This window comes from Pseudomonas sp. GD03858, assembly GCF_029840925.1.
Classification (GTDB): Bacteria; Pseudomonadota; Gammaproteobacteria; order Pseudomonadales; family Pseudomonadaceae; genus Aquipseudomonas.
In genome coordinates this window covers 1-20,318 of the sequence record NZ_JAOCDM010000019.1, presented here as the reverse complement: position 1 = coordinate 20,318, position 20,318 = coordinate 1, and the positions used below count along the sequence as shown (strand labels likewise).

19 protein-coding genes are annotated in these 20,318 nt (G+C 65.9%); 9 read left to right on the top strand and 10 right to left on the bottom strand.

All coding sequences use genetic code 11. The annotated features are described in order from the left end of the window. Window positions 1-30 precede the first annotated feature (30 nt). From N5D48_RS07845 to N5D48_RS07835, 3 genes are all read right to left on the bottom strand, one after another. Window positions 31-717: an N-acetyltransferase gene (locus N5D48_RS07845; RefSeq protein ID WP_279882865.1), complete on the bottom strand. Its 687-nt coding sequence runs from the start codon at window positions 715-717 to the stop codon at window positions 31-33. 166 nt (window positions 718-883) lie between these two features. Beyond that, entirely contained in the window at window positions 884-2,095 is a 1,212-nt protein-coding gene (fabV, locus tag N5D48_RS07840; RefSeq protein ID WP_279882863.1) for an enoyl-ACP reductase FabV, read from the bottom strand. Window positions 2,096-2,325: 230 nt separating this feature from the next. Further along, window positions 2,326-3,174 (bottom strand): LysR substrate-binding domain-containing protein, encoded by an 849-nt coding sequence (locus tag N5D48_RS07835; RefSeq protein ID WP_279882861.1) that lies wholly within the window; start codon window positions 3,172-3,174, stop codon window positions 2,326-2,328. 134 nt (window positions 3,175-3,308) lie between these two features. Between N5D48_RS07835 and N5D48_RS07830 the strand changes: the two genes are divergently transcribed. From N5D48_RS07830 to N5D48_RS07815, 4 genes are read left to right on the top strand one after another with little or no spacing between them, the layout of a single operon-like run. Further along, window positions 3,309-4,364, top strand: a complete 1,056-nt coding sequence (locus N5D48_RS07830; RefSeq protein WP_279882859.1) for an agmatine deiminase family protein — start codon at window positions 3,309-3,311, stop codon at window positions 4,362-4,364. Then, window positions 4,361-5,257: an N-carbamoylputrescine amidase gene (gene aguB, locus N5D48_RS07825; protein WP_279882857.1), complete on the top strand. Its 897-nt coding sequence runs from the start codon at window positions 4,361-4,363 to the stop codon at window positions 5,255-5,257. Before N5D48_RS07830 ends, aguB begins: the two co-directional genes overlap by 4 nt. Window positions 5,258-5,260: 3 nt before the next feature. Further along, complete coding sequence (locus tag N5D48_RS07820; RefSeq protein WP_279882855.1) at window positions 5,261-6,355, top strand: extracellular solute-binding protein; 1,095 nt, start codon at window positions 5,261-5,263, stop codon at window positions 6,353-6,355. A 4-nt stretch (window positions 6,356-6,359) separates the two neighbouring features. Then, complete coding sequence (locus tag N5D48_RS07815) at window positions 6,360-7,469, top strand: agmatine deiminase family protein (RefSeq protein ID WP_279882853.1); 1,110 nt, start codon at window positions 6,360-6,362, stop codon at window positions 7,467-7,469. A 209-nt stretch (window positions 7,470-7,678) separates the two neighbouring features. Here N5D48_RS07815 and N5D48_RS07810 read toward each other — a convergent pair whose 3' ends face one another. Genes N5D48_RS07810 through N5D48_RS07800 form a run of 3 tightly spaced genes read right to left on the bottom strand, consistent with a single transcriptional unit; the run spans window position 7,679 to window position 10,172 of the window. After that, entirely contained in the window at window positions 7,679-9,355 is a 1,677-nt protein-coding gene (locus tag N5D48_RS07810) for a phosphoethanolamine transferase (protein WP_279882851.1), read from the bottom strand. Between the two features lie 14 nt (window positions 9,356-9,369). Beyond that, the gene (locus tag N5D48_RS07805; protein WP_279882849.1) at window positions 9,370-9,906 is read right to left on the bottom strand and encodes a cytochrome b/b6 domain-containing protein; all 537 of its coding nucleotides are present in this window, start codon (window positions 9,904-9,906) and stop codon (window positions 9,370-9,372) included. Further along, window positions 9,906-10,172: a PepSY domain-containing protein gene (locus N5D48_RS07800; RefSeq protein WP_279808796.1), complete on the bottom strand. Its 267-nt coding sequence runs from the start codon at window positions 10,170-10,172 to the stop codon at window positions 9,906-9,908. Before N5D48_RS07800 ends, N5D48_RS07805 begins: the two co-directional genes overlap by 1 nt. 147 nt (window positions 10,173-10,319) lie before the next feature. Between N5D48_RS07800 and N5D48_RS07795 the strand changes: the two genes are divergently transcribed. The 4 genes from N5D48_RS07795 (at window position 10,320) to N5D48_RS07780 (ending at window position 14,943) form a co-directional block, all read left to right on the top strand. Then, complete coding sequence (locus N5D48_RS07795) at window positions 10,320-10,985, top strand: response regulator transcription factor (RefSeq protein ID WP_279882847.1); 666 nt, start codon at window positions 10,320-10,322, stop codon at window positions 10,983-10,985. Beyond that, on the top strand, window positions 10,982-12,346 hold the full coding sequence (locus N5D48_RS07790; RefSeq protein WP_279882845.1) for an ATP-binding protein: 1,365 nt from the start codon (window positions 10,982-10,984) through the stop codon (window positions 12,344-12,346). The genes N5D48_RS07795 and N5D48_RS07790 overlap by 4 nt, the downstream gene beginning before the upstream one ends. Before the next feature lie 155 nt (window positions 12,347-12,501). Further along, window positions 12,502-13,680 carry an acetyl-CoA C-acetyltransferase gene (locus tag N5D48_RS07785; protein WP_279882844.1) on the top strand — a complete coding sequence of 393 codons (1,179 nt, stop codon included), beginning with the start codon at window positions 12,502-12,504 and terminating at the stop codon, window positions 13,678-13,680. 375 nt (window positions 13,681-14,055) lie between these two features. Continuing rightward, the gene (locus N5D48_RS07780) at window positions 14,056-14,943 is read left to right on the top strand and encodes a hypothetical protein (RefSeq protein WP_279882842.1); all 888 of its coding nucleotides are present in this window, start codon (window positions 14,056-14,058) and stop codon (window positions 14,941-14,943) included. 41 nt (window positions 14,944-14,984) lie between these two features. On the opposite strand, the gene N5D48_RS07775 is transcribed toward N5D48_RS07780, so the two are convergent. Both N5D48_RS07775 and N5D48_RS07770 read right to left on the bottom strand, forming a co-directional pair. Further along, the gene (locus tag N5D48_RS07775; RefSeq protein WP_279882840.1) at window positions 14,985-15,527 is read right to left on the bottom strand and encodes a nucleotidyltransferase family protein; all 543 of its coding nucleotides are present in this window, start codon (window positions 15,525-15,527) and stop codon (window positions 14,985-14,987) included. A gap of 1 nt (window position 15,528) precedes the next feature. After that, the gene (locus N5D48_RS07770; protein ID WP_279882838.1) at window positions 15,529-16,236 is read right to left on the bottom strand and encodes an SDR family NAD(P)-dependent oxidoreductase; all 708 of its coding nucleotides are present in this window, start codon (window positions 16,234-16,236) and stop codon (window positions 15,529-15,531) included. Between the two features lie 76 nt (window positions 16,237-16,312). On the opposite strand from N5D48_RS07770, the gene N5D48_RS07765 reads away from it, so the two are divergent. Continuing rightward, window positions 16,313-17,266 (top strand): bile acid:sodium symporter, encoded by a 954-nt coding sequence (locus N5D48_RS07765; protein ID WP_279882836.1) that lies wholly within the window; start codon window positions 16,313-16,315, stop codon window positions 17,264-17,266. Between the two features lie 47 nt (window positions 17,267-17,313). Here N5D48_RS07765 and N5D48_RS07760 read toward each other — a convergent pair whose 3' ends face one another. Continuing rightward, window positions 17,314-17,832 (bottom strand): histidine phosphatase family protein, encoded by a 519-nt coding sequence (locus N5D48_RS07760; protein ID WP_279882834.1) that lies wholly within the window; start codon window positions 17,830-17,832, stop codon window positions 17,314-17,316. Between the two features lie 80 nt (window positions 17,833-17,912). After that, entirely contained in the window at window positions 17,913-20,216 is a 2,304-nt protein-coding gene (gene metE / locus N5D48_RS07755) for a 5-methyltetrahydropteroyltriglutamate--homocysteine S-methyltransferase (protein WP_279882832.1), read from the bottom strand. Window positions 20,217-20,318: the final 102 nt, after the last annotated feature.

The following is a 20,318-nucleotide window of genomic DNA, read 5'->3' as shown; positions in this document are numbered from 1 at the left end:
GCGTGGGAGCGGGCTTGCCCCGCGATAGGTTCAGGTGGTCGGCAGGGCCCGTGCCACGCCCGGCTTGCGCAGCACCGCCAGGCGCGAGCCGTCGTAGCGGGTTTCGCGGAAGAACTTCCAGCGACCGAACAGGCCGTACACGTGCATGACCCGTCCCTGCTCGTGGTAGCCCATGCGCAGGTGCAGTTTCATCGCCGGTACGTTGTGGGTCTCCACCACGTCCACCACTTTGTGGCAGCCCTTTTCATGCATGGCGTTCCACAGCTCGACCTGGGCGGTCACCGACAGCTCGCTGCCGAAGTAGCGCCGGGTCATCTCGCCACCGAACTCGAAGAACTCGCCAGGCTTCACCGGGAAGGTGCAACCGTAGTAGTGCTTGTCGTGGTAGTCGACCACGCTGGCCCATATGAAGGCCACGGCATCGCCCTGCTCGTCCAGATACATGTGCCCGGTATGCCCCTCGACGGCCAATTCGCGCATGGTCTCGACGCGGTCGCCGAAATGACGGGCGAAGGCATCGGCGTTGGCGGCGGTGATCGGCACCAGGGTAACGGGTGGATGTTCCTTGAGGCTGTAGGGTGGCACCGGGCTGACCAGGTCGCGCTCCATCCACAACAACTCCCAGTGGAAGAACACGTAGCGTTCGAACAAGGTCTTGGCTGTGCGCTTGATACCTTTCTGGCGAATTCGTTCTTGTAGTTTTTGCAGTGCGCCCATTGCTCCCTCCCTGGCCCCGGCGGAATTGCCAGGCCAATAGCTGGGGTATAGATCAGGCGGAGGGTGCCCATGGCAAAGGGCCATTGGTGATTTGTTTCAGAATATTAACAAGTCGTCGGCGGGAACCGCGCAGCCGTCATCAACGGCTGCGCGGTCAAGGACTTGCTTACAGCTCGATGCAGTCGAACCGTACGTCGGTGGCCACGTCTTCGTCGTAGTTGACGTCAGCACGCTCGAAGCCGAACAGGTTGAGGAACTGCTTCTTGTAGCCAGCATAGTCGGTCAGCTGGAACAGGTTCTCGGTGGTCACTTGCGGCCACAGCGCCTTGCAGGCGTCCTGCACGTCGTCGCGCAGTTCCCAGTCGTCCAGGCGCAGGCGGCCTTTGTCGTCGACTGCGGCAGGCTGGCCATCGGCGCGGTACATGCGGTCGCGGTACATACGGTCCAGCTGGTCCTGGGTGCCTTCGTGAACGCCCTTTTCCTGCATGATCTTGAACACCATGGACAGGTACAGCGGCATCACCGGGATGGCCGAGCTGGCCTGGGTAACGACGGACTTGAGCACCGCCACGTTGGCGCCGCCCTTGACTTCGCCGGCCAGTTTCTGGTCCAGGCGCAGGGCGGTTTCGTCCAGGTCCTGCTTGGCCTGGCCCAGGGCGCCGTGCCAGTAGATCGGCCAAGTGATGTCGCTGCCGATGTAGCTGAAGGCCACGGTGCGCGCGCCTTCGGCCAGCACGCCGGCGCCGGCCAGGGCGTCGATCCACAGCTGCCAGTCCTGCCCGCCCATCACGGTGACGGTGTCGGCGATTTCCTGCTCGGTGGCCGGCTCGATGCTGGCCTCGATGATGGTGTCCTTGTTGGTGTCGATGGCGGTCGACTTGTACGGCTGGCCGATCGGCTTGAGCGCGGAACGGATCAGCTCACCGGTCTGCGGCAGCTTGCGCACCGGCGAGGCCAGCGAGTAGACGACCAGGTCGACCTTGCCGCCCATTTCGTTCTTGATCAGCTCGATGACCTTGGCGCGGGCCTCGTCGGAGAAGGCGTCACCGTTGATCGACTTGCTGTACAGGCCTTCGGCCTTGGCGAACTTGTCGAAGGCGGCGGCGTTGTACCAGCCGGCGGTACCGGCCTTGGTCTCGGTGCCCGGTTTTTCGAAGAACACGCCCAGGGTGTCGGCCTTGAAGCCGAATGCCGCGGTGATGCGCGCCGCCAGGCCGTAGCCGCTGGAAGCACCGATCACCAGGACTTTCTTCGGACCATCCTCGCGCACGCCCAGCTTGCGGGTGGCTTCGATCTGGTCACGGACGTTGAGCTCGCAGCCCTTGGGGTGAGTCGTGGTGCAGATGAAACCGCGAACCTTGGGATGAATGATGGCCAATGTCTGTACCTCGTCAGGTTTAGGCTGGGGAAGCGCCCGGATAGCGGACGGTTCCGTTTGATCTGGAGGGTAAGACTACCCTCATGGGACATCCGACACATATTACGGGGTCATAGGGATTGCTGCATGGTCTGTGGGAGCGGGTTCACCCGCGAACACGGGCGCAGCCCGTGCCATGCACCGTGGTGAAGCTTTCGCGGGTAAACCCGCTCCCACAGGGAATCGCGCCCTCAGGGCTGCAGGGCCTCTCGCAGCCACGCCAGAAACCGCCGCGCCAGCGGGTCATCCTGGCTCTCCCAATGCACCAGGCAACTCCACACCGGCCCACGCACCCGCTGCGCCGACAAAGCCTGCAAGCGCCCCTGCTCCACCAGCCGCTGCGCCAGCAGCTGGCTGACCAGCGCGACGCCCACCCCCTCCGCCGCCGCATCCAGCAACAGGCCTGGGTCGGAGAAATTCAGTCCCTTGCCCTGCTGCCCGATGTCCTCGCCCCCCTCCAGCTGCCAGTGACTCCAGTCCATCTCCCGTTCGCCATGCAAGGTGGTACGCCCTTGGGCGGGCAAGTCCGGGTGGCAGGCCGGATACAACTGATCCAGGTGCAACACGGTGAAACTGCACTCGGCCTGGGCGCCGATATCGTCGCGAATCGCCAGGTCGATGGTCTCGCTGGCCATGTCCGGCGCCTCGAAGCTGGTGAACAGCCACAGGTCCACCTCCGGGTAGCGCTGGTGAAAGTCCGCCAGGCGCGGCAGCAACCAGTGCCGGGCGAACGCCGGCGTGGTGTTGACCACCAGCTGGTTGGGCTTGCGGTACTGGTCGAGCCGGCGAATGCCCACCGCCAGTTGCTGCAACAAGGCCTGGGTGGTGCTGAGCAGGTCATGCCCGGCATCGGTCAGGCTGACGCTGCGACCGCTGCGGTGGAACAGCGGCTGCTCCAGGTAGCTTTCCAGGCTGCGGATCTGCTGGCTGATCGCCGACTGGGTGAGGTTCAGGGCCTCGGCGGCCTTGTGGAAGCTGCCCAGGCGAGCGGCGGCTTCGAAGCCGCGCAGGGCGTTGAGCGGGGGCCAATGCTTGAGCATGCTGATAAGCCTTACTGATCAGAAGTACGCTAAATCTATCGTTTGTCGCGCCTACTTCACAGTCATAACATTGATCCCAACACCCGCGACGGCGGGCTTCGTTGATAAAAATCCCTAATAGATCGGAGTTCACTATGACCCTGTCCATCGACAGCGGCTGGCGCATGCCCGCCGAATGGGCCCGCCACGCCGCCACCTGGATGATCTGGCCGCACAACCAACCGCTGTGGGAGTCCGGCTGGGGCGTGACCTTGGCCGACGTGCAGCGTGACTATGCCCGCGTGGCCGCCGCCATCGCTCGCTACGAGCCGGTGAAGATGGTGGTCGACCCTTGCGCCATCGCCAGCGCCCGCGAACTGTGCGGCCCTGGCATCGAACTGATCGAGCTGGCCGTGGACGACAGCTGGTGCCGCGACAGCGGTCCGAGCTTCCTGGTGCATCCACAGCGCGGCGTCGCTGGGCTGAGCTGGCGCTTCAACGCCTGGGGCAACAAGTCCGAGCACGGCAAGGACCGCAGCCTGGCCCGGCGCATCCTCGACCAGCTGGGCCTGGAAGGCTTCAGCACCCCGCTGTGCAACGAAGGCGGCGCCATTCACGTGGACGGCGAAGGCACGCTGATCACCACCGAATCGGTCCTGCTCAACCCCAACCGCAACCCAGGGCTGACCAAGGCCGACTTCGAGGACTGCTTCGCCCGCCTGCTGGGCATCCGCAAGACCATCTGGCTGCCGGGCGACCCTGAGTACGTCACCGGCGACATGACCGACGGCCATGTCGATGGCGTGTGCGCCTTCGCCCGCCCCGGCGTGCTGCTGGTGGACGCTACCCACGACCAGGGGTCGGTGTATGCCGAGGTGGTGCGCGAGAACCGCCGCGCCCTGGAACTGGCCAGCGACGCCCAGGGCCGTTCGTTCGAGCTGCTCGACCTGTTCGAGGCCACCGCCGCCGTGGATACCGACGCCGAGGTGTTCTGCGCCTCCTATACCAACTTCTACCTGGCCAACGGCGCGGTGATCATGCCGGCCTACGGCATCGACGCCGACCAGGCCGCCGCGCAGCAGCTGGCCATGGCCTTCCCCGGTCGCGAAATCGTGCCGGTGCGCATCGACCACATCGCCCACGGTGGCGGCGGCATCCACTGCATCACCCAGCAACAGCCCGCCTGGCCAGTGCAGGGAGAGCGCCCATGAGCACCCTGCGCATCGCCACCACGCAGATGCCCTGCAGCTGGGACCTGCCCGCCAACCTCGAGCGCGCCGAGAAGCTGGTGCGCAAGGCCGCGGCCCAGGGCGCCCAGGTGATCCTGCTGCAGGAACTGTTCGCCACCCCGTACTTCTGCATCGAGCAATGCCACAGCCACCAGGCGCTGGCCGAGGACTACCACGACAGCCCGCTGCTCAGGCGCTTCGCCGCCCTGGCCAAAGAGCTTGGCGTCGTGCTGCCGCTAAGCTGGTACGAGCGCGCCGGCAACGCCTTCTTCAACTCGCTGACCGTGGCCGACGCCGATGGCCGCCTGTTGGGCGTGTACCGCAAGACCCACATCCCCAACGCCATCGGCTACCAGGAGAAGGAGTACTTCAGCCCCGGCGACACTGGTTTCAAGGTCTGGGACACCGCCTTCGGCCGCCTGGGCATCGGTATCTGCTGGGACCAGTGGTTCCCCGAAACGGCCCGCTGCCTGGCCCTGATGGGTGCCGAGGTGCTGCTGTTCCCCACCGCCATCGGCTCGGAGCCGGGCGCCGCCGAACTGGATTCGCGCGACCATTGGCAGATGGCCATGCGTGGCCACGCCGCCGCCAACCTGCTGCCGGTGGTGGCCGCCAACCGTGTCGGTCATGAAGTGGCGCGCAGCGATGACAGCCTGTCGATGCGCTTCTACGGCTCGTCGTTCATCTGCGACCACAAGGGCGCGATGCTCGCCGAGGCCGACCGCGACAGCAGCGGCGTCTGGCTGCACGACCTGGACCTGGCGCGCATGCGCGAGGACCGCCTGACCTGGGGCATCTATCGCGACCGCCGCCCCAGCATGTACGCGCCGCTGCTGACCTTGGACGGCCGCACCCCACAAACCGCGAGGGCCTGAACCATGCCAAGCCGTCCATCGAAACTGCTGGCCATCGCCGCCCTGGTGGCCTGCGCCAGCGTCGCCCAGGCCAAGCAGGACGCCCTGCGCCTGTACAACTGGGCCGACTACTTCGCCGAAGACACCCTCAAGCGCTTCACCGCCGAGACCGGTATCCCGGTGATCTATGACGTCATGGACGGCAGCGAGGTGCTGGAAGCCAAGCTGATGTCCGGGCGCAGCGGCTACGACCTGATCTTCCCCGGCGACACCGTCGCCGAACGACTGATGCGCGCCGGCAGCCTGCTGCCGCTGGACAAGACGCAACTGACCGCGCTGGACGATATCGAGCCGGGCCTGCGCAAGCTGCACGACCAGTACCCCAAGGCCAGCCAGGCCACCGTGCCCTATACCTGGGGCACCATCGGCCTGACCATGGACGCGAAGAAGATCCGCGAGCGCATGCCCGACGCCCCGCTGAACAGCCTCGACCTGCTGTTCAAGCCTGAGCTGGCGGCCAAGTTCGCCGACTGCGGCATCTCGATGATCGACTCGCCCGACGAAGTGCTCGCCGTGGTGCTCCACTACCTGGGCCGCGAACCGCGCAGCGCCAAGCGCGAAGACCTGGCCGCCGCCAGCGAGCTGCTCAAGGGCATCCGCCCCTACGTGCGCAAGCTGCAGTCGCAGCCGGTCACCGAGCTGGTCAACGGCAACACCTGCCTGTCGCTGGGCTACAGCGGCGACGTGATCCAGGCCCAGCGCAGCGCCGAGGCCGCCGGCAAGACCATCGACTTCCAGTACCGCGTGCCCCGCGAAGGCACCACGGTGTGGATGGACACCATGGCCATCCCCGCCGATGCCAAGCACCCGGAATACGCCTATCGTTTCATCAACTTCGTCATGCGCCCGGAGAACATGGCGGCGATCAGCAACACCACCGGCTACCCAACCGCCAGCGCCAAGGCGCGTCCGCTGGTGGACGCGAGCCTGCGGGACAACCCCGATATCTACATCGACCCAGCCACCTATGCCCGGCTGATCCCGGGCAAGGACATCCCCCAGGCCGACATGCGCGCGCGCATGCGGGTCTGGACCCGCTTCAAGACTGCACAGGACTGAACCCATGCCTACCCGTCGAACCTTCCTGCAACTGTCACTCGCCGCCGGTATCGGCGCCGGGCTCGGCCTGCCCATGGGCGTTGCCCGCGCCGCCGACCCGGAGCGTTGGTTCATGCCCGACGAAGGCGAGAAACAGCAACGTGCCTACATCGCCTTCGGCGCCCAGGATGACATCTGGGAGGACTTCACCGAAGACGTCCAGGCCGCCCTTGGGCGCATCGCCCGGGCCATCGCCGCCTACCAGCCGGTGACGGTGTTCTGCCGCGCCAGCGAGCGGGATATCGCCGAGGAAGAATGCGGCAGCCACAACATCACCTACGTCGAGACCGAGCTGGACGACATCTGGATGCGCGATATCGGCGCCAACTTCGTCGTCGACGACGATGGCGAGCTGGCGGCGGTGGACTTCAACTTCAATGGCTGGGGCGGCAAGCAGCAGCACCGCTACGACAGCAAGCTTGCCAAGCGCGTCGCCAAGCTGGCGGGTGCCCAGTACCAGCGCAGCGGGCTGGTGGGCGAAGGCGGCGGCATCGAGGTGGACGGCCACGGCACCGGCATCATGACCGAGAGCAGCTGGATCAACGACAACCGCAACCCCGGCTGGAGCAAGGCCCAGGTCGAAGCGGAGCTGAAAGAGCGGCTGGGGCTGCGCAAGATCATCTGGCTGCCGGGCATCAAGGGCAAGGACATCACCGATGCCCACGTGGACTTCTATGCGCGCTTCGCGGCGCCCGGCGTGGTGGTGGCGAACCTGGACAACGATCCGGATTCCTATGACCACGACGTGACCCGCGAGCACCTGGAGATCCTGCGCAACGCCACCGACGCCGATGGGCGCAAGCTGGAGATTCACACGGTGTCGCCGCCGCTCAGGCCACGCCGTAACAAGTTCAGCAAGGGCAACCCGGATTTCGCCGCGGGGTACATCAACTATTTCGTGATCAATGGCGCGGTGATCGCCCCGCAGTTCGGCGATCGCAGCGCCGATGAGAAGGCACGGGCGTTGCTGGAAAAACTGTATCCGGGCCGGGACGTGGTGCTGCTGGATATCGACGCGATCGCCGCCGGTGGCGGCGGGATTCACTGCGTGACCAACCAGTGTCCCGCCCTGTGAATGACGGAGCCTGCGCAAAAGCCGCAGACATGTAGGCGCTGCGGTGCCTGGCACCGGCTTCGCCGGTGTTCGCGGCTAAAGCCGCTCCCACAGGGAGCGCACTGAGCTCAAGCCATGTGCTGTTCCTGGGGGCGGGCTTATCGGGGCGCCGAGCCGCCGCGAAGCAGGCCACGCGGTTCCGGTATTCGCGGCACGCAAACCGAGCCCGATCAGGAGCCGCACGCGCCTTGGCTGCTCCTGGCCAGCCATTCACTCAGCTGCACCGGCGTCAGGTGCACCAACCCCTGCGCCGTCTCGCACACCGGCTGGATATAGTTGTCGCTGAACAGCAACTTGCCATGCACGAAATGCTCGTCCTTGCGCAGGTTGGGGTTGTCGATGCGCATGCCCAGCCGCGCCGCCAGCCACTTGCCGATCTCGTAGTGGCTGATCCAGCGCTCCGGCGCCAACGCCCCCAGTGCCTCGCGCGGCGCCTCGCGGCTAAGCACGATCATCGGCACGTCACTGACCTCCGGGACCAGGTCGTTGTGCCCCCACTTGCCATCCTCGCCCAGACGCTGGCCGTGGTCGCCGGTGATCACCAGGTAGCGCTCGCCCTCCAGGCGGTCGAAACGGGCAATGACGTCCTCCAGCAGACCGTCCAGGTAATGAATCGAGTTGTCATAGGCATTGGCCTGCCCCTGCACGCCCTGATCCGGCCAGGGCCGCTCGCCCTGCTGGTGCATGTAGTTGCGCGCGTAAGGCAGATGCGCCGTGCGCAGGTTGAGCACCACGAAGTTGCGCGGGCCAAAGCGCTGCTGGTCAAGGATCTCCAGCAAGGCATGGTCCTGGCGCTTGAGAAAGCGCAGCGGGTGGTCTTCGCGGGTGATCGCCACGTCCAGATGGCGGCTGCCCAGGTGCGCCAGCAAGCGCGATTCCTGGGACGATATCCAGTGCGTGCGCATGCCGGCCTCGCGGGCGAAGCGGAACAGGTTGATATCGCCCTCGCGCAGCAGGTGGTCCTGGCCAGGCTCGCGGATCGGGTTGAGCAAGTACGGCAGGCTGACATCGGTGGCCACGCCTGCCGAAACACCTGGCCGCACCAAGGCACTGGGATGGCTGTCCAGGTAACGCTGCAGGCGCGGCGTGGTCTGCCGGGCGTAGCCGTACAACCCCATGCGCTCGCTGCGCAGCGAGTCGGCCACCACCAGCCAGACATGCCGGGCGCTGCTGGGAATCGGCTCGATCCGATAGGGGGCGAACGGCGCGGCCGGCAAGCTCACCTCGGGCGCGAACGCCAGGCGCACGGCCCAGGCGGAAAACGCATTGAGGCTGTTGTGCAGGCCACTGCGGGTCGGCCCCGGAGTGAACGAATCGAGGTTGCGATAGGTGGCCCGATACGGCTTGGCCAGCAGCACCACGGCGATCAATAGCAGCGCCCAGCGACTGGCCGGCAGGCTCACTCGTCCCGGTAGCCACCCATGCAAGGCCAGCAGCAACGCGTAGGGCAGCCCGACACTGAGCGCCGCCGGCCAATGCGCGCCCAGGCTGTGCCAGGCCGTCAGCCCGACCTCCCCGGGCTCGCGCAGCAGGCTGCGAATGTCCACCGCACTCAACGGCTCGCCAAAAAAGCTGATATTGGCCAGCTGCAGCAGTTGCATGCCGGCGAACAGCAGCAGGATCGCCACCACGACCACGCGCAGGTTGCACAGCCACAACGCCGCGCAGAACGCCCACAGCCCCGCGACCCAGCCGGCCTCGAGCTCGGCGCGGTTGTTGCCGGTGAACAGTTGCTGGATGAAATCGTCAGCCAGCAGCAACGCGCAACTCAAACTGGCCAGCGCGCACAAACGCAGCCAGGCGGCGCCACGCTCGGGCTGGGCGCGCAGGGTCAGGGACATCAGCATGGGAAATCTCGTGGTCAGGGATCGTCGCGGTAACGGCGCCGGCCGGTGAGCATCGACAGTGGCAGGTTCTCGCCCAGGCGCAGGCTCTCGACCAGCGCCGCCAGCACATGCACGCACACCAGCGCCAGCAGCGCATCGGCCAGCCAGCTGTGCAGGTCCATCGGCCAATCGGCGCCCCACAGGGCATCGACTTCCTCGGCCAGCCAGCCGGTCAGCCCCAGGCCAGCGATGCAGGCGAGCATCAGCACCATCACCAGCGCGCCGATGGCCGAATGGCCCAGGCGATGGTAGGGCTGCCCGTTCAGCAGCGCCCTGGCGTGGGCCGCCAGGCGCCTGGGCGTCGGCCAGAAGTCGGCCCAGCGCGCGCTGCGCGGCCCGACGAAGCCCCAGACGATGCGTAGCAGTACACAGCCAACGGCGTAGTAGCCGAGCCACTGGTGCCAGTCCTCGCCCTCTTCGGTGAAGAAGTAGTTGGCGAAGAACACGGTGGCGAAGGACCAGTGGCACACCCGCAGCAAGGGGTCCCACAGGCGCACCGTGGCCTCGGGCATCAGTCTTCGATCTCGGTCTTCACCGCCTTGCCACTAACCGGGTCGTGATAGATCTCGACCTTGCGCCCGTCCTTGTCGAAGCCGTAGATCTCGTAGCAGTTGCCCTTGGTGACCTTGAACTTGTTGATCTTGTAGCCCTGCTCCTTGAGCTGGGCCTGGAACTTGTCCGGGTCCTGCCAGGTGCTTTTGTCGGCGGTGGTGCACTGGGTGGCGGCGAAGACGCTGCCACTGCCCAGCAGCAAGGCGAAGGCAAGAAGGAAACGCATGGCGATAAGCTCCGTTGATGAGAAGGGACCCGCACGATGCAGTGCCAAACTTAATGGCAGCTTAGTAGGTCATCACTGGTTACATTTCCCCGGGCGACAGGCTGCGCGCAGGGCCCATCATGGCGCCTTCGACGGGGGAACCGAAGCATGCGCGTACTGCTGGTGGAAGACGATCAGGCCCTGGCCCAGGGCATCCGCACCGCCCTGCGCGGCGAGGGTTACACCCTGGACTGGCTGGCCGACGGCCTGGAGGCCGAGCAGGCCCTGCGCGGCGAAACCTTCGACCTGGTGCTGCTCGACCTCGGCCTGCCCCGACGCGATGGCCTGGACTTGCTGCGCAGCCTGCGCGCCGCCCCCACGGGCAAGGCGCCGGTACTGGTACTGACCGCCCGCGATGCCACCCGCGAACGAATCCAGGGCCTGGATGCCGGCGCCGACGACTACCTGGTCAAACCCTTCGACGTGGACGAGCTCAAGGCGCGCATCCGTGCGTTGCTGCGGCGTAGCCAGGGCCGCGCGCAACCGTTGCTGGAGCATGCCGGGGTCAGCCTCGACCCGGCGCGCCTGACGGTGCGCTACCGGGACCGGCCGGTGGCCTTGACGCCCATGGAGTTCCAGCTGCTGCACCAGTTGCTGGCCCGCCCCGGCACCGTGCTGACCCGCGAACGCCTGGCCGAGGCGCTATACGGCTGGCACGAAAGCGGCTGCGGCAACACCCTCGAAGTGCTGATCCACAACCTGCGACGCAAGCTCGACAGTGGCCTGATCCGCACCGTGCGCGGCGTCGGTTACCTCATCGAGGATGCCCCATGACCGCCATCCGCACACGTATCCTGCTGCCCACCCTGCTGCTGGTGCTGCTCGGCAGCCTCGGCCTGGTGCTCAGCGTGCTGCGCGACAACCACGAGGAGATCGAGAACGTCTACGACGCCCAGCTGGTGCAGGCCGCGCGGGTGCTGCAGGGACTGTTCCGGCAGATGCCGGCGGAGCAGGACTGGCAAGGCGTGCGCGCGGCGCTGGAACAAGCCATGGAGCAGTCCGGCAGGGACATTCTCAGCCACCCCTACGAGATCAACCTCGACTTCATGGTCTGGCGTAGCGATGGCCAATTGCTGATGCGCTCGGCCGATGCGCCGCACCTCGACAGCCCGCCCGCTCCCGGCATCCATGACCTGCTCTACCAGGGCCAGGACTGGTGCGGCGTGCTGCTCGAAGACCGCCAGCGCGGCCTGCTGATCTGGGTCGGCGAGCGCGACGACCTGCGCCAGGACCTGATCCAGCGCATCGCCGATCAGGCCCTGGCTCCCGCGCTGGTCGGCATCCCGCTGCTGGCCGTGGCCATCTGGCTGCTGCTAGGCTGGGGCCTGCAACCGCTGCGGCGCCTGGCCCGGCACCTGCGCGTCCGCCCGGTGGACAGCCTGGAGCCACTGGCCGTCGCACCGCTCCCACCTGAGTTGGCCCCCATGGCCAACGCCCTCAACCATCAACTGCAGCAGCTCACCCGCCTGCTCGAACGCGAACGCCGCTTCATCGCCGACGCCGCCCATGAGTTGCGCACGCCGCTGGCGGTGCTGGCCATTCATGCCAGCAATGCCCGTCGTGCCACCTGCGATGCCGAGCGCGACGAAGCGCTGGTATTTCTCGAACAGGGCGTGGCCCGTGCCACCCGCCTTGCCAGCCAACTGCTGACCATGGCCCGCCTGGAGCCCCTGACCCAAGTCCGTCAGCGCGTACGCCTGGATGCCCTGGCCCGGGAGGAGCTGGCGCAACTCGCGCCGCTGGCCCTGCGCCGCCAGGTCGACCTGGTGCTCGACGAGCAAGGCAGTTGCCACCTTTACGCCGACCCCACCGCCGTGACCGTGATGCTGCAGAATCTGATCGGCAATGCCTTGCACTTCAGCCCGCCCGGTGGCGAAGTCACCCTCGAACTGCGCCAGCACGATGACTGGCTGACCCTGCAGGTGCTCGACCAGGGCCCCGGGGTGGCGCCACAGCAGCTGGCGCGGCTGAGCGATCGCTTCTACAGCGACAGCAATCCCGGCGGTGCCGGGCTGGGGCTGGCGATCGTGGCGCTGGTGGTGGAACAGCTAGGGGGCGGGCTCGAGTACTTCAACCGTGATGGCGGCGGGTTCGGCGTGAAGGTGCGCTTCGCGGCGAGCCCGCTCCCTCAGTGATCGCGCTGACCTCAAGTCTTGCGCTATTGCCGTGGGGCCGGCACGGGATGCCCATTCATTTGCAAACCCGATCAATCGCAAAGAAAAACAAACTTCTCAAATGAGCGCGGGGCGGGGATGCTGTGCCGATCACGCTCGTATCCCGGAGAACAACAATGAACGAAGTCGTCATCGTCGCCGCCACCCGCACTGCCATCGGCAGTTTCCAGGGGGCACTGGCCAACGTGTCCGCCGTCGAGCTGGGCGCCGCCGTGATTCGCCAGCTGCTGGCCCAGACCCAGCTCGATCCGGCCCAGGTCGACGAAGTGATCCTCGGCCAGGTGCTCACCGCCGGCGCCGGCCAGAATCCCGCCCGCCAGGCCGCCGTCAAGGCCGGCCTGCCCTTCGAGGTCCCGGCCCTGACCCTGAACAAAGTCTGTGGCTCGGGCCTCAAGGCCCTGCACCTGGGTGCCCAGGCCATCCGCTGCGGCGACGCCGAGGTGGTCATCGCCGGCGGCCAGGAAAGCATGAGCCTGGCGCCCTACGTGATGCCCTCGGCCCGTACCGGCCAGCGCATGGGCCACGGCCAGTTGATCGACAGCATGATCAGCGACGGCCTGTGGGACGCGTTCAACGACTACCACATGGGCATCACTGCCGAGAACCTGGTCGAAAAATACGGCCTGACCCGCGAGCAGCAGGACGCCTTCGCCGCCGAATCCCAGCGCAAGGCCGTGGCCGCCATCGAGGCCGGGCGCTTCAAGGATGAGATCACGCCGATCCACATCCCGCAGAAGAAAGGCGAGCCGCTGGTGTTCGACACCGACGAGCAGCCACGCCCCGGCACCACCGCCGAATCCCTGGGCAAGCTGCGCGCCGCGTTCAAGAAGGACGGCAGTGTCACCGCCGGCAACGCCTCCAGCCTCAACGACGGCGCCGCCGCGGTGCTGCTGATGAGCGCCAGCAAGGCCAAGGCCCTCGGTCTGCCGGTGCTGGCGAAGATCGCCGCCTACGCCAGTGCCGGCGTCGACCCGGCGATCATGGGCATCGGCCCGGTGTCGGCGACCCAGCGCTGCCTGGACAAGGCTGGCTGGCAGCTCGGCGAACTGGACCTGATCGAAGCCAACGAAGCCTTCGCCGCCCAGGCCCTGGCGGTGGGCAAGCAGCTGGAGTGGGATGCGTCCAAGGTCAACGTCAACGGCGGCGCGATCGCCCTGGGCCACCCCATCGGCGCCTCCGGTTGCCGGGTGCTGGTGACCCTGCTGCACGAGATGATCAAGCGCGATGCCAGGAAGGGCCTGGCGACCCTGTGCATCGGTGGTGGCCAGGGTGTGGCGCTGGCCATCGAGCGCTGATCCACGCCCCGACCAACCCGCTCCCGCCACGGCGACACCGAAACCTGTGGGAGCGGGTTCACCCGCGAAGCGTCCGGCAGCGACCGCCTGACCTCTCCGAAGCATTAGTTGCAATTTACTTAAAAAATCCAACGAATATGTTTACCAATAAAACATATTCAAATGAATATTCATCATCCATAAATATCTGCATTTCACGATAAGCCAATCTTTATTTAATTCGATTGGCTCCATGTACTCCACTACTTTCCTACAGTGTTAGAAATGACACTTTGACACTTTCAAACTCCCCTCTAGCCTGAGTCAGGCGCCCAATGAACTGCTTAAGTTCCAGCGCACCAGACCCTATTAATAAATCTGCTAAAGGGATTTGCCATGAACGCTCCAGGAGCCGCCCCGTCCGAGAAAGAAGTTGCTCATGCCTGGCTGGAAGGAAAGGCCCGCGTGAAGTCGACGACACCACACGGCAACATCTTCGCCCACGACTACAATCATCACCACCAGCTCACCGCGACAGGTCGCTCCATGCGCAGCGGCGCCGACGCCATCAACCCGTTCTTCAGCCCTGCGGCCGGCTCGGCGACCGACAGCTATGCCAACGATGCCAACAAGAACGTCAGCCCAGGCAAAGCGCCGGTCAGCATCTACGAGGGCCTGCAGACCGCCATCGACATCGCCCGCCGGCGCTCCGAATACAACCCACTGGACCAACCCACCGACCAGAAGCCCAAGGCCAAGGGTGACCGCGAACACTTCATCGCCTTCACCCAGCAGATCGCCGAGATCCCCTTCCTGTCGCTGCTCGCCGCCCAGGTAACGCAGATCCAGCAGAAAAGCCATGACGCCAATGCGCTGATCGATTCGTTCGTCAAAGGCTTCATCGGCCTGGCGGCCAAGGACGTCGAACAGATCAAGAAATCCCTGAGCAGCCTGGTGAACGCGGCGCTGTCCTATTCCGAACAGACCGAGCGCCAGTCCAACTTCAACCAGAACATCCTGCAGACCGGCATCGCCGGCTCGGTGAATTTCATGCTGTATGCCAGCGAATTCACCATCAAGGCCACCAGCAAGAAAGGCACCATTACCTTCCAGTCGTCCTACACCTTGTCCCAGGCGGTCTACCAGCTGTCGGTGGAAAGCTGGGAGAACGTCAGGGACGTGTTCGCCAAACAGCAGAAGACCGATACCCAGCAATGGCTCGGTGACACCACCACGCCTGTGAAACCAGGCTCGACATTGCGAGCGATCTGCCTGGTCAGTTGAGACCGCGAACCAAGCCCGGCAGGTTCACCTGCCGGGCTTGTTCAACCGAGCGAACGCAACGTCGGCCAGCGCTGCATCCAACCCTTGTCCCGAGCCCGGGCGGCCATCACCTCGGCCTTGCCCGGCGTGGAGCGCAGCCGCAGGCCAAACAGATCGTCCAGCCCCAACGGCGCCAGCACCTCGCACCGGTCGTCCGCCGTGCGCCGCACCGCCACCGCCGTGGCCGTCTCCGGCCAATAGCGCATGGCATCCTCGGTCGAGGCGTACGGCGCCTGGCCATTGCGCAGATGCATGCGCGCCTGGTTCTTGACCGACCAGGGCACCTGTGGCGCATAACCCTGCAACCGTACCTCCAGGCGCCGGTCTTCTGCCGGGTCGGTGCGCGAGCGATCGAACCACAGTACATCCACATCCCCGCCCGGGGCCGTCGTCGCCCGACCATGCAGGTGATCCCACACGGCATTGCGCACGAAGCCTGCGCCAACCCAGCCATCCGCCAGCGCCAGCTCCCGCACGCAGGCCAGCAACCGCCAGCGCAGCGGATCGTTGTGGATAATCGCTCGGACCTGTTGCTCGAAGGTCATCTCAGAAACGCTCGTCGCGCAGCGCGGGCAAGGTGATGTCGCGCACGTAGCTGGCCGACGACAGGCTCAGCATCATCCGACACACCTGCACCACATCGTGCAGCGGAATCAGCGTCCCTTCGCCCCGCTGCTCGGCCTGCGCCAGCGGCACGTCCAGCCCATCCTCGGTGTTCAGGTAGCCAAGGTTCAGGCAGCTCACGCCCAAGCCCTGCTCGCGAAACCCTTCGCGCAAGGTTTCGGCGATCCCGCGCAGGCCGAACTTGCTCGCGCCGAAGGTGACTTCCGGGCGACCACTGCCCGCCAGGCCCGAGGTGGAGCCGGTAAGGATGATCCGTGGCCGGTCGCTCTGCAGCAGCAGCGGCAGCAGGCGCTTGATCAGCAGCAGCGGCGCGGTGAGGTTGGTGGCGACCATGCGCTCGATCTGCCCGTCGTCATCGCCAAGAAAGTCGTAGTCGTCCTCGAAGGCCCGTTGCTCCCAGATCCCGACGTTGTAGACCAGCACATCCAATCCGCCGTCGGCCAGCGCCTCATGGATCGCCGTCGCCGCCTGGCGCGGCTGGCCCAGGTCGGCCTCGATCCAGCGCACCGCGCTCGGCAACGACGCCGGCCGGGTACGCGACACGCCGATCAGCGTGTCGCCCGCGTTACCCAGGCCCTCGACCAGTGCCTTACCCAATCCCTTGCTCGCACCCACCACTAGAATTCGCATCGAATCACTCCCTATGGATTGCGCCAGATAGTACCCTGCCCGACCCAGTAATTCAGTCAGAAATGCCAGGACGCCCGTGGACAGAGAGCAGCTCGAACGCAACCAGATCCCCCTGTACTTCATCGCCGTGGCGCTCGCCGCCGCCGTCGGCCTGCTGGCGCCGGGCGTGGCCCAGTCACTGGAGATGCTGGTGACCCCGGCCATCGCCGTGCTGATGTATGCGATGTTCCTGCAGATCCCCTTCCTCGACCTGCGCGCCGGCCTGGGCAACCGACGCTTCATGGCCGCGCTGCTGCTGGCCAATTTCGTGCTGGTGCCGCTGCTGGTATGGATCGGCACCCGCGGGCTGGTCGATCATCCGGCGGTGCTGGTCGGCGCGCTGCTGGTGCTGCTGACCCCGTGCATCGACTATGTGGTGGTGTTCACCCATATCGGCAAGGGCGACTCGCGCCTGACCCTGGCCGCCACGCCGGTACTCCTGCTGGTGCAACTGGCGCTGTTGCCGCTGTACCTGGCATTGATGCTTGGTGGCGGCCAGGTCGAGATTTCCATCGCGCCCTTCGTCGAGGCCTTCGTGCTGCTGATCGTGCTGCCGCTGTTGCTGGCGGTCGCCACCAGCGCGGGAGCACGGCGCTCGACGCTGGTCGCCAAATGGAACGACGCCTGGGCCTGGCTGCCAGTGCCGGCCATGGCCCTGGTGCTGATCGCGGTGATCGGCTCGCAGATCGGCGTGGTGGCCAGCCGGCTGGACGACCTGCTGCCGGTGGTGCCGGTGTATGTCGGTTTTGCCCTGTTGGCACCGCTGCTGGGGATGATCGCTGCGCGGCTGTTCCGGTTGTCCACAGGCGAAGCCCGAGCGGTGACGTTTAGTGCCGCCACGCGCAATTCGCTGGTGGTGCTGCCGTTGGCGTTGGCGCTGCCGGAGTCGATCCGCGCGTTGGCGGCCGCGGCGGTGATCACCCAGACGTTGGTGGAGTTGGTGAGCGAGCTGCTCTATGTCCGTGCAGTACCGGCGTTGGTTCGGCGTTAGACCTGGGCCTTGCAAGGGCTGCGGCGAACACCTCGAAAGGCATACCGTCAGCCCAGCTGCAACCGCCACAGGCCACTATGGCTGAACCGCACCCGCGCCAGCGGTGGCACATCGATGCGCTCAAAGGCCTGCAGTGGCGCACCCAGCGCATGCAACATCGCCGCACGGATAACGAAAGGATGGGTGATGGCGACCCACTCGCCCTCGCTCAGGGCACTGTCCATCCAACCGGCGACACGCTGACACAGGCCGGCGATCGACTCACCACCGTGGGGCGCGGCCTGCGGATCGGCCAACCAAGCCTGGAGGTCTGCGTCATCCAGTTGCTTGAGCGGCAAGCCTTTCCAGCGACCCAGGTCGCAGTCGCGCAAGCCGTCATCGACCACCGCTCCCAGCCCCTCGGCGGTCTGGCGGGTGCGCAGCTCAGGTGCCGTGAGGTAGCGGGCCGAACGCTCAGGCGCCAGCAACGGAGGATCACGCAGCGGTTCGTCGTCCAGGGCGAAGCGCCCCACCCTTTGCGCCTCGGTGCGGGCGTGGCAGATCAGGGTGAGGTGAATGGGTTTCATGGCGATGGCGGGGCTTTGGCTGGAGTGTCCGGGCACTCTAGCCGAAGTGCGGGAAACATGCGCGAGAGGGCCCTTCAGGATCAGACGCTCGCACGCAGCTCGCGGGCAGCAGCGACCATGTTCACCAACGCCGCCTCGGTCTCCGGCCAGGCGCGGGTCTTCAACCCGCAATCCGGGTTGACCCACAACCGCTCGGCCGGAATACGCCGAGCCGCCTTGCGCAGCAGCGTGACCATCTCGTCCTTGTCCGGCACCCGCGGCGAGTGGATGTCGTACACCCCCGGGCCGATCTCGTTCGGGTAGTCGAAGCGCTCGAACGCCTCCAGCAATTCCATGTCCGAACGCGAAGTCTCGATAGTGATCACATCGGCATCCATCGCCGCGATCGACTCGATCACATCGTTGAACTCGCTGTAGCACATGTGGGTGTGGATCTGGGTTGCGTCACCCACGCCCGAGGCGCACAGGCGAAACGCCTCGATGGCCCATTCCAGGTAGCGCGGCCAGGCACTGCGGCGCAGCGGCAAGCCTTCACGGAAGGCCGCCTCGTCGATCTGCACGATCTTGATGCCCGCCGCTTCCAGGTCGACCACCTCGTCGCGGATCGCCAGCGCCAGCTGGCGGGCCTGTACTTCGCGGGTCACGTCCTCGCGCGGGAAGGACCACATCAGCATGGTCACAGGCCCCGTCAGCATGCCTTTCATGACCTTGCGGGTCAGCCCCTGGGCGTACTCGATCCACGCCACGGTCATCGCCTTCGGGCGGCTCAGGTCGCCAAAAATCACCGCCGGCTTCACGCAGCGCGAACCATAGCTCTGCACCCAGCCGAAACGGGTGAACGCATAGCCGTCCAACTGCTCGGCGAAGTACTCGACCATGTCGTTGCGCTCGGCCTCGCCATGCACCAGCACGTCCAGGCCCAGGTTCTCCTGGATCTGCACCGCGTGGCGGATCTCGCTGTGCATGGCCTCGACGTAGTCCGCCTCCGTCAACCTGCCCTGCTTGAACGCCTGACGCGCCAGGCGAATCGCCGAGGTCTGCGGGAACGAACCGATGGTGGTGGTCGGGAACGCCGGCAGGTTCAGCCTGGCGCGCTGCTTGGCGATGCGCTGCTCGAAGGCCGAGACGCGCTGGCTGTCGGCGAGCTTGATCGCCGCCACGCGAGCTTGCACCGCCGGTTTGTGAATACGCGGCGAGGTGGCGCGGCCGTGCTGCACGGCGCGGCTCTGCGCCAGGGCTTCGACCACATCGACCGCTTCGGGCTGGTTGAGCGCCTTGGCCAGCAGCGCCACTTCCTGGCACTTCTGCACGGCGAAGGCCAGCCAGCTTTTCAGTTGGTCATCGAGCTGGTCTTCGCGCGCCAGGTCCACCGGGCTGTGCAGCAGCGAGCACGACGGCGCGACCCACAGGCGGTCACCCAGGCGTTCGTGGGCATGGCGCAGCACCTCCAGCGCCTTCTCCAGATCGCAGCGCCAGACGTTGCGACCGTTGACCACGCCCAACGACAGCACTTTGTAGGCCGGCAGGCGATCGAGGATGGTCGGGTACTGCTCCGGCGCACGTACCAGGTCGATGTGCAAACCATCGACCGGCAGGTTGGCGGCCAGCCCCAGGTTGTCTTCCAGGCCACCGAAATAGGTGGCGACCAGCTTTTTCAGCGGCGCGCGCTGGAGGATGTTGTAGACCCGCTCGTAGGCGTTCTTCCAGTCCTGCGGCAGGTCCAGGGCGAGGATCGGCTCGTCGATCTGCACCCACTCCACGCCTTGCACGGCCAGGCGATTGAAAATGTGGTCATACAGCGGCAGCAGGCGGTCGAGCAGCTCCAGCTTGTCGAAATCAGCGCCCTTGGTCTTGCCCAGCCACAGGTAGGTCAGCGGGCCGATCACCACCGGCTTGACCGCGTGGCCGAGGGCCTTGGCTTCTTCGACTTCCTCGAACAACTGCTCCCAGCTCAGGGCGAACTGCTGGTCGGCGGTGAATTCGGGGACCAGGTAGTGATAGTTGGTGTCGAACCACTTGGTCATTTCCTGGGCGTGGGCGCCGCCGCAGCAGCTATCGCTGCGGTCCGTCGCCACGGCGCCCCGGGCCATGGCGAACAGGGTCTGCAGGGTCGGCTTGGCACCGTCCTTGGCACGGAAGCGCTCGGGGATCACGCCGAAGGTCAGCGAATGGGTGAGCACCTGGTCGTACCAGGCGAAGTCGCCCACCGGCAGCAGCTCGATACCGGCAGCCTTCTGCACCTGCCAGTGCGCGGCGCGCAGGCCACGACCCACGGCACGCAGGCCGGCTTCGTCCAGCTCGCCCTTCCAGAAGGCCTCCTGGGCTTTCTTCAGCTCACGGTCGCGGCCGATGCGTGGAAAACCCAGGTTGTGTGCCAGTGCCATGTTGTCGTCCCTCGATCCTTAAACGTGAATGAGGGAATTCTGGGGGGACGGGAAAGGTGAGACAAACTCATTAAATTTGAGATGAACTCAAGATATGTTCAT